The following is a 14,370-nucleotide window of genomic DNA, read 5'->3' as shown; positions in this document are numbered from 1 at the left end:
CCTGTGGCGCCGGCGCGCCTATCTTTGAAGGGAATTTAGAGCATGAGCAATGTCACCAGAGCGGCCATGCCGTCGGCGGCCAACCGCGCAGCAGCGAAAAAAGACCTACCGGAGCACTTTAAGGCGTACAAGCACGTTTGGGTCTTTGTTGAGTTGGAGCGCGGCAAGGTGCATCCGGTTTCCTGGGAGCTCATGGGTGCCGGGCGCAGGCTTGCCGACAAGTTAAAAGTGAATCTTGCCGCTGTCGTTATCGGTCCGGAGGGGCAGCACACACGTAACGCTGCGCTTGATGCCTTTTGCTATGGCGCCGATCTGGCCTATCTCGTGAGCGACAATGTTTTGTCGGAATACCGCAACGAATCCTATACCAAGGCGCTAACCGAACTCGTCAACACCTACAAGCCCGAGATCCTGCTATTGGGGGCGACGACGCTCGGTCGCGATCTCGCAGGCTCCGTGGCGACGACCCTGTCGACGGGGCTCACCGCCGACTGCACCGCGCTGGAAGTCGACGCCGATGGTTCGCTTGCGGCAACGCGTCCGACCTTTGGCGGTTCGCTGCTCTGCACGATCTATACCTTGAACTATCGTCCGCAGATGGCAACCGTCCGCCCGCGGGTCATGCCGATGCCTCAGCGCGTCGCACGCGATGCCGCTCATATCATCGTCCATCCACTCGGTCTTATCGAAGACGACATTGTCACAAAAATATTGTCGTTCCTGCCCGACCGCGATGCAGAAACGTCCAACCTGGCCTATGCCGACTTCGTAGTTGCAGGAGGTCTGGGACTAGGATCGCCTGAGAACTTTCGATTGGTGCGCGAGCTCGCAACACTGCTTGGCGCTGAATACGGCTGCTCGCGTCCTCTGGTCCAAAAAGGCTGGGTTACGTCTGACCGGCAAATCGGCCAAACGGGCAAAACGATCCGGCCAAGGCTCTATATTGCCGCCGGCATTTCCGGAGCGATTCAGCACCGGGTTGGCGTGGAGGGCGCGGATCTGATCGTCGCCGTCAATACTGATAAGAACGCTCCGATCTTCGACTTCGCCCATCTCGCGATCGTGAGTGATGCCATACAATTGCTACCGGCGCTGACGGCCGCATTTCGTGCCCGGCTTTTGCCGAATTCGCGCGCCCGGATTGCGGTCTAGAGGAGAGGGTGATGATTGAAGAGAGATTCGATGCGATCGTGGTCGGAGCTGGTATGGCCGGCAACGCGGCGGCATTGACCATGGCGAAACACGGCATGAAGGTGCTGCAACTCGAGCGGGGCGAATATCCCGGATCGAAGAATGTGCAGGGCGCCATCCTCTATGCCGACATGATGGAGAAGCTGGTCCCCGAGTTTCGAGAGGAGGCGCCGCTCGAACGTCACCTGATCGAGCAGAGGTTCTGGATGATGGACGACCGCTCCCACGTCGGCATGCATTTCCGCTCGGAGGATTTCAATGAGGAGCGGCCAAACCGCTATACGATTATCCGTGCGCAGTTTGACAAATGGTTCTCTTCCAAGGTGCGGGAGGCTGGCGCGACGGTGCTGTGCGAGACGACCGTCACAGAACTCGTACGGGACGACCGTGGACGGGTCATCGGTGTTCGTACCGATCGCCGAGACGGCGAAATACATGCCGATGTTGTCGTGCTAGCCGAAGGGGTCAATGGCCTGCTCGGGACGCGCGCGGGCCTGCGCGACCGCCCGGCACCTGATAGCGTTGCGCTCGCGGTGAAGGAAATGCACTTCTTGCCTCGCGAAACTATCGAGGCGCGCTTCAATCTCAAAGGCGATGAAGGCGTCGTGATCGAGGCGGCCGGTACCATTTCCCGCGGCATGACTGGAATGGGTTTCATCTACGCCAATAAGGAGTGCATTTCGCTCGGCATCGGTTGTCTGGTCACCGACTTCCAGCGCACGGGCCAAACCCCCTACGGCCTGCTCGATCAATTCAAGAGACATCCTTCTGTGTCGCCCCTGATAGCAGGGTCCGAAGTCAAGGAGTACTCGGCGCATCTCATTCCTGAAGGCGGTTACAAGTCCATCCCGCAGCTTTATGGGGAAGGCTGGGTCGTGGTGGGCGATGCGGCCCAGCTCAACAATGCCATTCATCGTGAGGGCTCCAATCTCGCAATGACTTCCGGCCGCATCGCCGCCGAAGCGATAAGTCTGGTGAAAGCGCGCGGCGAGCCGATGAACGCCACAAATCTGTCGATCTACAAGAAGAGGTTGGACGATTCCTTCGTCATCAAAGATCTAAAGAAGTACAAAGATTTGCCGCCCCTGATGCATACCCATTCACAAAACTTCTTTCTCACCTATCCGCAGCTGATCTCGAAGGCGATGCAAAACTTTGTGCGGATCGATGGTACGCCCAAGGCTGAGAAGGAGAAGGCGACCCTGCAATCTTTTGTCAAGGCGCGGTCATGGACAGGTCTTCTCGGTGATGTTTATCGATTTGCTCGGGCCTGGCGTTGACCGCAACACTGTGAAGTTCAGCAATGGAAAGCGAAAGCATGAATGTCGAAGCCCCAGTGCGCGTCGAAGACAAGCTGTACTACAACCGCTATGTGGTGGACGTCGGTCATCCTCACGTCAAGATCCGTCCGCACACGACTCCGTCGCCGCAGCTACTTGCTCTTTTGAAAGCCTGCCCCGCCCGGTGCTACGAGCTGAACGACGACGGCCAGGTCGAGATAACAGTTGACGGCTGCATCGAGTGCGGCACCTGCCGCGTGATCGCCGAGTCCACCGGCGACATCCAATGGAGCCATCCGCGCGGTGGGTATGGAGTGCTATTCAAGTTTGGGTGATGGTGAAATAAACGGCCGTGCTGCGACCGTCGTTAGGCGAGGGCCCCAAAGTATCTGTGGCGCATCCGCTGAGCGCCGCGCAAGACATGACATTGCGGATGTCACGCCATTTCCGGAGCCGAAGGGCTGGTTCTTGGCGCCACTGAGTGGCGCCTGGAATGTCGTGGCGGAGGAAGGATTAGCCCCTCGCCTGAAACGGGTTGGGCCCGCCGGCCTCGATTGCGATCGCAACTGACTGCATGATCGCGGCAAAGCGCACGGCTGTCTGGATCGCTCTGGAACTGATGCCGGCCACTCGCAGGGTCTTCTCGTGGGCATCGATGCAGGCGCCGCAGCCGTTTATGGCGGAGACCGCAAGCGACCATAGCTCAAAATCGGACTTGTCCACGCCGGTATTGCCGATCACATTCATACACAGCCGTGGCGGCATCGTCTTGTATTCCGGGTCGGAAACGAGGTGAGCGAAGCGGTAGTATACGTTGTTCATTGCCACTAGGGAGGCTGCGGCTTTCGCTGCTCCGATCGCGGTAGATGTCATCACGGCGCGCGCGTCGGACTCCACCGCGGCAATCAGGCCTGCATTGCGGGTGGCGATTGCGCTCGCCAGCAGCAGTCCGTATTTCCGTTCCGGCGAGAGTGTCTCATCGGCCATCAAAGTGGACAAATTAAGCCTGACATCCTTCGCGAAATCGGGGATTCTGTCGTTCAATTGTTCGATCGACGACATACTGCCTCAAGAAAGCTTCAGGGTTTCGCCGCCAACTTCGCGATTGCAGGGACAGAGCTCGCCCGTTTGCAGTGCGTCAAGAACGCGTAGCGTGTCCTTGGGACTGCGCCCGACACTAAGGTTGGTCGCATAGACGTGCTGGATCGTGTTTTCGGGGTCAACAATATAGGTGTAACGATAGGCAACCCCCTCGGGTGAACGCACGCCAAGGCCATCGACGAGCGTTCCCTTTGTGTCGGCAAACTGCCAAATTGATAGATTGTGTAGGTCGACATGTGAGCGACGCCAGGCGAGCTTGCAGAACTCGTTGTCAGTTGAACCACCCAGTACAACCGCGTCCCGGTCCGCGAATTCCTTGGAAAGCCGGGCAAACTCGGCGATCTCTGTCGGGCAGACGAAGGTAAAATCCTTGGGATAGAAGAAGATAATTTTCCACTTGTTTGGGAAGCTCGTTTCGGTCAGCGTCTGGAATGCACTCTGTCCGTCTTCTTCCTGCACTTGAAAGCCGGGCTTCACGCCTGTGATTTCAAAAGGCGGTAACTGACTCCCAATTCCGAGCATGCTGTCCTCACATCTTGCTTTCTTGTAGATCTCAACTTCACTGGTGAAGCAAGCTATATGCCATCCGTCCTCCAGATTGGAATCGTCGGAACAAGGCCAGCCCATCGAGGGCTACGGGCATGCTGGCGCGCTTGTGCCTCGATCAGCACTAACGCACGTAGAAATCTTTTTTGAGAACACTCGAGCTTTGAGCGACCGCACTAAGGTGCCCGGCTGCAAGCGTCTGGTCCAAACCCGTTCTTCGTTCCTTAGAGCAACGGCTTCATCGTGACATCGGCTGTCGAACGTTCTCATGCTGATGTGGGGGACCTTGCAAGCAACCGCTCGGGGTCCCAAGCGGAACGGCGCGCGCAATCTCCGCGAATACATTCGCTCCATCGCCGAGCTGTAGCGTATCAAAGGAGCGCCGCGTGATGCGCGCCAAGAGCGGTACGCCAGAGCAGCCAGCTTCAATAGCCAGAACCAAGGTGACATGAGCCTCGTCGTACGGCAGTGATGCTTTGATGCGTGCCGGAACTGCATTGAGGATGGAGCTCGCGCGCGGAGGCTCGCTCGCAATGCTGACGTCGCTCGCCGCGATGCGCAGCCGCAGCTGCGAGCCCGGTCTAAGCGGCACTCCAGGTATAAGAAGGCGCGCAGTTTTGAGGCGGAGCATGGTTAGCCCATACCGTCCATCATAGCCGCCGACCACCGTATCGAGACATACGGCCGCTTCGCCCCGCCCGGCAAGCACCGGATCGCTCTGAATGTCATTGAGCGACCCGGCCGCAATCACGGCGCCGTCTTTCATCATGACGAGACGATCGGCAAAGCGCTCGATATCAGCGATGTCATCGCTGATGTAGATCATCGGCAATTGGAGCGTCTCCCGCATTCGCTCTAGAAATGGCAGGATCTCGCATTTGGCGGAACGGTCGAGTACAAAAAGCGGATCGTCCATCAAAAGTAGCCGAGGCTGGCCTATCAGCGCGCTGCCAAGAGCAAGGCGCTGTCGCTGGGCCGCGGAAAGATGTGATGGCAAACGCTCGAGCAGTGGCGCCAAATCGAGCAATTCGACCACACCATGAAAATCGATCAGTGTCGGCTCCGATGAAGCGTAATATAAGAGGGTGCGCCGTACAGACAAATGGGAAGGAAGAATTGGGAGCTGGAATACATAAGCGGCGCGACGCAGAAGATGCGGTCGAAAGGTCCTCTCATCCTGCCAGATCTCTCCGTCGATGGCACAGAATCCGTTCGATAGACGCTGTACGCCAGCGATGCAGCGCGCGAGTGCCGTCTTGCCGCACCCGGGCGGACCAAATATCGCTGTGACGCCTTTGGCTGGCAGCCTAAATTGCGCATCTAGCGGAATGCCTGCGAGAGAGCCGTTGAATGCAACCTCAATGTAGCCCTTTTTTGCTTCTCTCATGAACCTACACCTGTGTTGCATCTTCCCATCCAAGCCACGAGCACACACATGCGATGGCGGGCTGCAGAACCGGTGTGACGACCGGAGGCTTGTTAAGCATCTCCGCGCCGCAGGAATCGTGGCGATTAGGCGCCCTTTGCGCTTGCCAATGAAAGGCAAAGCACCTTTCCATCACCGTGAGGTTCTCGCCCTGCCTAGCGAGCCCGAGGAGGGCTTCTGCTGTATGCCCAAATGGCGCGGCTTGAGGAGTTTGGCGGTAAGCATGGCGGCTCAGGCCAGAGCTGAATACCGGCTCGGGGTGGGAGGTCCGCATCAAGCATGCCAGTGCTTTAGGAGCCGATTTGAAGTTGGCGCGGCCGGATAGTCGTGGCGTCGGCATTCTCGGATGCAGGTCGCATCAAAGCTGGATCGATCAGGATGTATCGGATAAGCCTCATTGCTCCGGCTCCGCCGCAAGTGCTTCGCTCTGCGGCACCTGGCTGATCCTCACCCAGCAATCCGCGTGCCGGTTGGAAAATATCTGCGCGGCTGGAGACAAGGAGGATTTGTAGCGGCTCTCGGAGTGTTGGATCGCCGCATCTCTTGTAGAGCTTCCGACGCTCGCGTCACCAAGCGCACATGCAGGAGCTACTAGATGGCGGCCGATGACGATACCATCACCTTCGGTATTGGACGGCGCTTTGGCAAATATCCGCCTGTAACACTTGTCAATGATGCACAAGTACATGTTGTCCGATTTGTCCCGATCTGCGCGGACGAGAAGGTCGGCAGCGGAGCGCTGGGAAAAAAGGGCTGATGACATGTATTGTCCGCCCGTTAGAAGGGGGCGTCTTGCTCGCAGCTCCGGTCGCGGGCGCAATTCAGCTCGCGCCGCCCGTCGTTGCAACCAGGTGCTGGGGGGCGAACGTCACGCGCGGTCCGCGTGCGACCGCAGGTCAATGTTAGTAGCAGCCGCCGCGCCTCAGCGGCTTCGACCTTGGAGCTCCGCTGGCGGAGGTCAGGATAGGGTGGCCTGGATGGTGATTGTCGCAACTGTCCCCTGCGTCGACTCCACAGCCTCAAGCTGAGCTGGTCTGAAGCAATTGCCAACACGACGACGGCAGGCGGCCTTGTCGGTCTAAACCTCTGTACTACTCGGAGCTCCATCGTAACGAACTCTTTGATCCCGCTCTGGTTGGGATCGCGAACAAAGCGAGCTGCGTCGACGCAGCTCGTCGCTGATCGTCACTATGCGCGCTCTTGCGCCTTCAATCCCAACACGAGGCTGAGCGTCATTGATCAACATCGGGGACGTTCCTTCCCGGGCGGCGGGCCGGTCAGCCGTGCAGTTCTCGAGAAGTTTTCCTAATCCCCTCAATCTTGGTATGCCCTTCTCCGCGCGTATACACGCACTTGCCGCGCTCTCAAAGTACTTGAATCGGCCCTAACGTCAGGTTGTACGCATTGCGAAGCAGAACGCCACTTTGGAGCCAACATGGCCACACAAGGCCAAACGGCCGATCTCTGTTGTATCTCGGTCTTGGTAATGCGGGTTGCGCGTGGCCGGACGATGATTCGAGGGCCGCGAATGATTGCACGGCCCCGCAACAGCGAGGCAGTGCCTGCCAAGGTGGCTCAATCCGTAAACAGAGCACGCCGCTGGCCAAAGAAAAAAATGGTAAAGGATATGCGGCTTAAGAGCGGTTTCGTGAATCAACAGCGACAAATGAGCTGGACTTGGAATGCGCATCGCTGCGCAGCCGCCCTCGCTGCCATTGCAATCGCAGCGACGTGGTGCACAGCACAGGCTCGCGCGCGAGATCGGCGGGCCGAGGAAGTCCTGACCCCGTGCGGACCAGACGTGATCCGCTTCTGTGACCGCTTTACCGGGCGTAGCGATGTGGACGTGGTGATGTTTTGTCTTAGGGACAACTTTAAAAACTTACGCGGCGAATGCCGACGCATAGTGCCAATCGCGGCCGCGAGAAACGGCGGACCGAGACGACGCCTCAACAGGCTGCCGGTCGTCCTTCATCGAGAGTGAACTGTCCGAGCGGTAGTTTCAGAACTCAAGCGACAGAGATGTTTAGACGGGCGTGTGCCGCGGTTTGGCCGGCTGCGGCCGAAAGTCAATCGGGCTCGAAGCTTCAGCGACGGAACGTTAGGGTGAAGGTTTGCTTCTCAGCTTTGGGATTGCCTTCGGCTGGCCTGCTCAAGGTGCACTTGAGAGTTAGGAGGCCTCTTTTGTTAGCCGCTATTCGGCTTCCCGAAGAGGCCGCTTGATGGTATTGCGACGTTCACCATCAGCGCTTCAGAGGAGCCGGTTTGCCCGATCGTGGTGCTCTTGCCCGAATACACTTTAGAGCTCAAGGTCAAAGGAAATGCCGACGACAAGAGCCGTTCAAAGGCAGAAAGCTGTTCATGCAGTCGCTTCTCAACGGCCTGGCGCTCCGCGGCAGGTAATACAGTTTTAAGTGATCGGCGGCAGCGCCAGATTTCGTTCCGCAGCCATCTGATCTCACTCAATGTATCGTCAATCGAAGTCATCACAGATTCACTTCATTTGGGCGCTAAGTATCAAGCATGGCGATCGCCATCGATAGCCATTCCTTGGCTCCGCGCTCCTGCCGATTTGACCCTAGGACTTGCAGCTTGCCGCCCGTTCTCCCCGGAGGTGCGAGCAAGCCGATGTATGCAGCTCTTATCGTCAATATCATCGGACACCGTGCGCGTGACGAGAATTCGCGGCAAATTTTCGCGCTTTTGCGGCACGACGCTCGTGCGCCCTGCATAATTCCGGCGCTCCAGTAGGATTGATTGGTGCGCCAACACCGCAGAGCGGTTAAGTCGATGTCAGACCTCAGCCTGAAAAATCGAACGTAACCCGGATTTCACCGACGTGAGCCAGGTCGCAGATCAGCAGGTTGGTGTGATCGTCTCAGCGTTTCAGAAAACACCAGCCAACCTTCAGCGGCTTCACGTCAACTCTTGGCCGAAGCACTTGCCGTCCCAGGCGAAATTCCGATAAGCAGGCCGTGAGCGCGCGGAGCTGTCTTTGAACGACTCGATTTTGCCGTTGCGCCGTCCCCGTGGTCAAAAATCATAGAGTAGTGCCGAGTTGGGGCAAAGCATCCGCGCCGGAAGATCGTGGCGCTGCGCCGCGACACGCCGCGTTGGGCTGAAAAACCAGAGGTCGGGCCGTCCGGGGCGTTTGCCAGAGAATAGTTCTTTATGTGTTGCAGCTTGAGGGCGTTCTGATTGGGAAGGTCGAAATTAGGGCCATTCGCATGATCATTCGGCACTCTAAATAGTGGAGTGCCGCTGTGGAGTTGTCAGAATTGTGCAGCTCACGCACGGGAAGCCGTGCGCCAGTGCCACTGACAAAACTGTACTGAGATCGAGGTAGAAACTCTGTTGAACCATTGCCGATTCATCTGCCAAATCATTCAGTCGAACGGGTAAGGTCAAGAACCGCCTCATGGGCCATTGCCCACGTCGAGATATGCGACGATGAGCCGAGGGAGGCCGATTCGCGTGGCCATGTGTGCGGAACGCGTCATCGAAGAAATTTGTCCGACCCGTGTTGTTAAGATCGGGTGCGCGCCGCTTTTCGTACCCAGGGGCGAGCGGCGTTAGGCGCGACGGAAGCCCTTAAGCTCAGCTGTTACATATGCGTTTGATGGCAGGTAGCAGTAGGACCGCCTCGTCCCAAGCGCCGCTTCCGGCGTGCGGCGGCAGCTTTCGTTTACTGAGCGCCGAGCCTTCAAGTCCAGAAAGTGAGGGAGACCCATCCGTAATTTCTCGCTCCGCGGTCCGTCAGCTTATGGACAGCTAGCTCTCGTATCATGAACCTCGCTACTCGCGTGCACGACGGCTCAACGGGGCGAGATCTGGCAGACGAGACCGGGATGGACTTCAAGATCAAACCGATCCAGCAACGAGACTTTGCCTTCGTTCGCTGCACCGTCTGCAACTATTCGGTGGCACTCGCAGCAGTCGTGCGTGACGGCCCGGCTGTGTGATCGCGCCTTTTGCAGTTGGCCGGTGGAGTGTCACCCCTGGTTGGGGATTGACCGTTCTACGGGTGCGTTCGCTCGGTTTTGTTACTCAAGAGACGACATCAAATGAATACAGAGCAGCTTGGCGCTGGCAGTCCATCCGCAACGTCCGACTCGGGAAGCTCCGAACCAGGCTCTCCGGCCGCATCGCGGTGGGGAGAGGCCGTGATGGACGTGCAGGCGTCCGCTGCCTGGCAGGAGGAGGTGTTGACCGACTGGTCTGCCGAAGACGGGCAGGGGCAATCGGGGGATCGGCAAGAGGCGGTAAGTCGAACGAGGACTTGGCGGGACGCAGGTGATCTCAATGAGCCGCTAGATCTATCGTCTCTGTCCCTGACTGCCTTGTCTACGTCCATTCTGGCCGGTGTGCGCCACCTGAATGTCGATGACAACCAGCTCAACAGCCTGCCCGAACGCCTTCCAGCGACGCTTCAGGAGTTGTACGCCCGCCGTAACCGCCTGACCCACCTTCCTCAGCTTCCAGCCGGACTCCAGCTTCTGAACGTCGAGTACAACCAGCTGACGGACCTCCCCCGTCTTCCAGTTGAGCTCGAATGGCTCAGCGCCAGCTACAACCGCCTGACCAGCCTGCCAGAGACGCTCCCGCCCTGGCTCCTATGGCTCGGCGCGAGCAACAATCAACTGACCAGCGTGCCCGAGACGCTGCTGACGCACCTAAGCCGCTACTCGAGCGTTGATTTGCAGAATAATCCGCTCGCCGATTGGGCACTGGCGAGCCTAACAACAGCGATGCATGACGGACGCTATGCCGGCCCTCAGGTTTTCCTCTCCAACGTGGATGGGCCGGTGGAAGTTCAGTCGCGGCCCCTGCAAGAGGTCGCAGCGGACTGGCTTGAGGGCGAACCCACGACAGTGGCCGCTTGGCAGCGTTTTGCCCATGAAGGGGGCTCCGCGGAGTATGCACGCTTCCTCGACAGACTGCGGGCCACCGTGAACTATGGGAATGAGGCGTTCCGCCAGGCTGTCGCCGAAGATTTGCGGCAAGCAGCCGTCAGGCCGCGTTTGCGCGAGCAGTATTTCGAGTTAGCTTCGGGGGCGAACGCGAGCTGCGAAGATCGCATTACTTTGGCCTGGAATGGGATGCAGACTGCACGCTTGAACGCTGATGTCGAGGACGGCGTCTATGACGGGCGAGTGGACGAACTGCTCCAGCGCGGCCGTGTCATGTTTCGCTTGGAAGCTCTGGAAGGGATCGCGCGCGAGAGGGTCAACTCACTTCGCCGTGCTGATCCGGACGCGGACGTCGACGAGATCGAGGTCTACCTTGCCTACCAGACCCAGCTGCGGAACCCGCTCGAGCTGCGGCACATCGCTCCCGATATGCGCTTCATGAACGTCTCTCACGTGACCGAGCGCGATGTCGCCAGCGCCGAGGCATCAGTGCGGAACCAGGAAGCGGCGGAATTTCCGGATTATCTGGCAACGCGCTGGCAACCATGGGAAAGCGTGGTGAGGCGCATCGCACCAGAAGCCTATGCTGAAATGCAGGAGCGGCTCGTCGAGGCGATGGGCGTACAGTTTCGAACCCGCTTGGATGGACGACTGGCCGAGCATGGTCTGACAGGTGATGCCGATGCCGAGCGGGTGCTCGGCGCTCAGATACGCAACGAGATCGCCAGGGAGATCAAAAGCGCCGTCATGCACCGGGTGCTCGAGAGACTCGGCCTTCAGCTATGACCGTCCTCCGGCGGAACGCCTGGCGATCCGCCGAGCCGCTCACAAGGTCAATATCAACCTTCATCGTTTGGGAGACCGGCGTGTCTGGAAAAACCTTGGCAAGCAGCTCCGTCGATTGCTGGTCGCGCCGCCACTGCGGACGATCACGGTAAAGACTTACGATCCCAGCAAAAATGCATATACCGCAATTCCAGCGTTGGTTTGCGAACATCATTGAGAACATTGGACAACGATCCTTTACAGGCCGGCGAATAGATTGCGCGCAGACCGAATTCTCAAGTTGCCCTTGTGCAACGTAGGCTAACGATATCCGTCCCCCGCGATCGATAGGATCCTCGCAGCATCACACTCGAATCCAGATCGCGAAACATGGTGTAGTTCCGCCGGATCCATTGATGGAGCTCGGTGGACCAGTCCTTCTCGTTGCGCAGATATCCAGTGAAGGAAAAGCTAAGCCGGTCTATATATCTTTTGATGAACAGCGGAAGCGCGGGAATCCGAATTACCCGCTCGCCATCCATCGCTTCAGGTAATCCGCCGCGCAGCACGAATTCGTTGTGGACGGTGACCAGCGACCACGGTGGAATTCGCCGTTGCAGCATTTCATAGCCGCGAAAGGAGATCCGGTCTGCGCTCGCGATGAACATGATGGTAGGGACGACATAGCAGCGTGCCGCTTCCTTAAGGAAGCCAATCTCCTCGCACATCTTGAAAAATTCGTCGAATGCGTGAAAGCCAAGATCGATTACCTTGGGTACCCGGTCATGAATGATAAGAGGGTCCATCAGCTGCATCTTGCCGTAGGTGTCGATCACATCCGCGGTCTCCGTGATGTGGGGGAGGAAGTCGAGCAATGACGGCTCTTTCAAGTTGACATCAAACGACCGCGCTGTGCCGTTCTTCAGCAGCAAGAACTCGCTCATGGCCCGAGCGACGAGTGTTTTACCGACCTGCGGGCTAGGAGAGCAGATGATGTAGATGGGGGTCGCTAACATAGCCAGCAGATCAATTTCGTTGCGTACGTGGGTCCGACCCCAGCTCGCCGGTTATTCGGCTACTTCTCGCCGGCCCGGGTCGCGGCCTTGGCCCCGGCCAATTCCGTCAGGTTGATGCGGTCAAATTCGCTCCAGACATTTGCCAGCCAGTGCCGGACATAGCCGCGAAGTACGAAGGAGTTGTTCGCAGGTTCGCCGTTCCGTCCCTTGTTTGCGACGAAGTCTACGAACGGGACGGACGCGACTTCCACCTGTTCATAGGCCATCTCGTTGAGCTTCGGGATGGTCAATTCAGTGGCATGTTTGATGCGGTGAAAATAGGTATTATAGGTCGCTTGATCCCACTGAAAGAATTGAGTGTCGTTGATGAAGTTCTTGACCAAGTAGTACTTGGCGCCACTCATGAAGGTCGCGGTTTCGGCGATCTCGTCTAGCGAAGCGATAGATGATCCCAGGATGTGGAACACAGCAAATGTGATCTGGCCAGACCGTGCCGCGTCCAGAAATCCGATGTCACGCAAGGAAGCCAACGCAGAGGACAGCAGGCCTGCGCGAGCATCGATGATAGTGACTGACAGCCCTGAGTTCAGGGTATCGAAGATCTTCATCTGGTCCGCCGTCGTGGTCATGTCGACGATCTCGGTGATCTCGGGATAAAAGCGCTTCAGCGTTCCTCGTGGCGACTCCGTGTCGAACGCGCGTGTTTGCACGTTGTTGACGCTGAAGTAGTCCAGCAGCGTTCGTGATACGGTTGTCTTGCCGACCCCTCCCTTGTCCGCACCTACCACAATTACAACCGGCTTCACCATGGGCATATCTCCTGAGACACTCGCTACTGCCGCGCGCAAGGTGCGCGTCGGCGCTCCTCTGCTTTGGTTGTGAACATGGCAGAAAGAAGGGGCGGTGATCGTTCTATATGAGAGCTCTGCGACCGATGAACCTTTTCAACATTAAGCGAGTGGGTTGTCTGGTCATGCTGGCCGAGAATGAGAGTAATCACTCGTACTGGTGATCTACGTGAGGTTTGCGGGCGACTGAAATGCGCGGGTCAACAAATACCGCTCTGACTGGAGCGATCGTTGTATTGCCATAGACCAACTATGTGACGCAGCGCGGCTGCTATCTATTTGCATGAAGCGACCGAATCTTACGTAGCGTCAGATTGCGAGCTAAAAGCTGAACGCATTTGCCGCGACTAACAACGATACATCTGCTCACGCGGAGCTGAATTATCGTGTCACAGAGAAAACGATCGAATTTGGAGCGGGGCCCCAGCAGACGGCGCAGCGTCGGTGACGAAGCGATGTTGGGGACGTTTCCGCCAAGAAGAGGTCGACGAACGACCAGAACCGGCGATCTTTGCCTTGGGTCAGATTTCGCCGATGACGCTACGTGGCGTCGGTCGAGAAGGACCTTTAATGGAACGAAGCGGCCGAGCTAATCTGACCGTGGGGGAAAAGACGCGACTCTCTTCAGGAAGGTGCAAGCCAGTGCTATCATCCGTTCTATCCTCGACCGCTGGCGCAGTGCGCGGCGTGGTGTCTGAGGCTGCGGGTAAGTGCCACCTTGCAGGTGACCGACCTCCAGTTCTTTATGACATCGCTTTCCCTTCATACTGATCCACTTTTATGGCGGGAAATTCGACAGAGCGGGGGGGGGAGCCGCAGGTCGTTTTCGCAAACAGCAGAGCAAAAAACCGGACCAATCATCGGACCAATCATCGGATCAATCACGATCCGCGCGACGCTTAATATCCTCACCAAAGGTGAACCGTTGGCAGGTCGAGAACACGACGTTGCGCATAACGCGTCAGGCCAACTTGGCGTCATCGACACGAGGGAATCTTGTGCATGAGCATCAATATGAGGCTCGGTGCAACTTTCGGCAGTCTCGCTGTCACACATCTGTCTCTACACAATGAGCGGCTTGGCAATATTTCTCATGATTGCGAGGCGGGAGTCGGCGAGCAGCTCCTTGGAGTACGTTGTGCCGAAGTAGTCCAGGACGAAGGTGCCACAATAGCGTAGATTATCGGTCGAGCGGATTAGGTTATCCAGAATGGTGCCGACTTGGCCAATGCGGTCGCGATAGCGAGCGCGGATGACGTTAACAGCGTTCATCGAATGGACCGCCTC

Annotated in this window: 12 protein-coding genes; 5 read left to right on the top strand and 7 right to left on the bottom strand. The window is 57.8% G+C overall.

Going from position 1 to position 14,370, the window contains the following annotated elements; genetic code table 11:
• The first annotated feature begins 42 nt into the window (after window positions 1-42).
• From HZZ16_RS24190 to HZZ16_RS24180, 3 genes are read left to right on the top strand one after another with little or no spacing between them, the layout of a single operon-like run.
• The gene (locus HZZ16_RS24190; protein ID WP_197952379.1) at window positions 43-1,152 is read left to right on the top strand and encodes an electron transfer flavoprotein subunit alpha/FixB family protein; all 1,110 of its coding nucleotides are present in this window, start codon (window positions 43-45) and stop codon (window positions 1,150-1,152) included.
• Between the two features lie 11 nt (window positions 1,153-1,163).
• Window positions 1,164-2,471: an FAD-dependent oxidoreductase gene (locus tag HZZ16_RS24185; protein WP_197952378.1), complete on the top strand. Its 1,308-nt coding sequence runs from the start codon at window positions 1,164-1,166 to the stop codon at window positions 2,469-2,471.
• A 38-nt stretch (window positions 2,472-2,509) separates the two neighbouring features.
• Entirely contained in the window at window positions 2,510-2,806 is a 297-nt protein-coding gene (locus tag HZZ16_RS24180; RefSeq protein ID WP_197952377.1) for a ferredoxin family protein, read from the top strand.
• A 178-nt stretch (window positions 2,807-2,984) separates the two neighbouring features.
• On the opposite strand, the gene ahpD is transcribed toward HZZ16_RS24180, so the two are convergent.
• The 3 genes from ahpD to modC form a co-directional block, all read right to left on the bottom strand.
• The gene (gene ahpD, locus HZZ16_RS24175) at window positions 2,985-3,533 is read right to left on the bottom strand and encodes an alkylhydroperoxidase, AhpD family (protein WP_197952376.1); all 549 of its coding nucleotides are present in this window, start codon (window positions 3,531-3,533) and stop codon (window positions 2,985-2,987) included.
• Window positions 3,534-3,539: 6 nt separating this feature from the next.
• On the bottom strand, window positions 3,540-4,094 hold the full coding sequence (locus HZZ16_RS24170) for a peroxiredoxin (protein WP_197952375.1): 555 nt from the start codon (window positions 4,092-4,094) through the stop codon (window positions 3,540-3,542).
• Between the two features lie 262 nt (window positions 4,095-4,356).
• The gene (gene modC / locus HZZ16_RS24165; RefSeq protein WP_197952374.1) at window positions 4,357-5,505 is read right to left on the bottom strand and encodes a molybdenum ABC transporter ATP-binding protein; all 1,149 of its coding nucleotides are present in this window, start codon (window positions 5,503-5,505) and stop codon (window positions 4,357-4,359) included.
• 634 nt (window positions 5,506-6,139) lie between these two features.
• On the opposite strand from modC, the gene HZZ16_RS24160 reads away from it, so the two are divergent.
• Window positions 6,140-6,301 (top strand): hypothetical protein, encoded by a 162-nt coding sequence (locus tag HZZ16_RS24160; protein WP_197952373.1) that lies wholly within the window; start codon window positions 6,140-6,142, stop codon window positions 6,299-6,301.
• A 1,430-nt stretch (window positions 6,302-7,731) separates the two neighbouring features.
• Here HZZ16_RS24160 and HZZ16_RS24155 read toward each other — a convergent pair.
• Entirely contained in the window at window positions 7,732-8,031 is a 300-nt protein-coding gene (locus tag HZZ16_RS24155; protein ID WP_210342599.1) for a hypothetical protein, read from the bottom strand.
• 1,577 nt (window positions 8,032-9,608) lie between these two features.
• On the opposite strand from HZZ16_RS24155, the gene HZZ16_RS24150 reads away from it, so the two are divergent.
• On the top strand, window positions 9,609-11,240 hold the full coding sequence (locus HZZ16_RS24150) for an NEL-type E3 ubiquitin ligase domain-containing protein (RefSeq protein ID WP_197952371.1): 1,632 nt from the start codon (window positions 9,609-9,611) through the stop codon (window positions 11,238-11,240).
• A 275-nt stretch (window positions 11,241-11,515) separates the two neighbouring features.
• Here HZZ16_RS24150 and HZZ16_RS24145 read toward each other — a convergent pair whose 3' ends face one another.
• From HZZ16_RS24145 to HZZ16_RS37440, 3 genes are all read right to left on the bottom strand, one after another.
• Window positions 11,516-12,235, bottom strand: a complete 720-nt coding sequence (locus HZZ16_RS24145; RefSeq protein WP_197952370.1) for a hypothetical protein — start codon at window positions 12,233-12,235, stop codon at window positions 11,516-11,518.
• A 59-nt stretch (window positions 12,236-12,294) separates the two neighbouring features.
• On the bottom strand, window positions 12,295-13,044 hold the full coding sequence (locus HZZ16_RS24140) for a P-loop NTPase family protein (protein ID WP_197952369.1): 750 nt from the start codon (window positions 13,042-13,044) through the stop codon (window positions 12,295-12,297).
• Window positions 13,045-14,145: 1,101 nt separating this feature from the next.
• On the bottom strand, window positions 14,146-14,355 hold the full coding sequence (locus HZZ16_RS37440) for a hypothetical protein (RefSeq protein WP_246510388.1): 210 nt from the start codon (window positions 14,353-14,355) through the stop codon (window positions 14,146-14,148).
• Window positions 14,356-14,370: the final 15 nt, after the last annotated feature.

This window comes from Bradyrhizobium glycinis (assembly GCF_016031655.1).
Classification (GTDB): Bacteria; Pseudomonadota; Alphaproteobacteria; order Rhizobiales; family Xanthobacteraceae; genus Bradyrhizobium; species Bradyrhizobium glycinis.
This window is presented reverse-complemented; position numbering and strand designations above follow the sequence as displayed.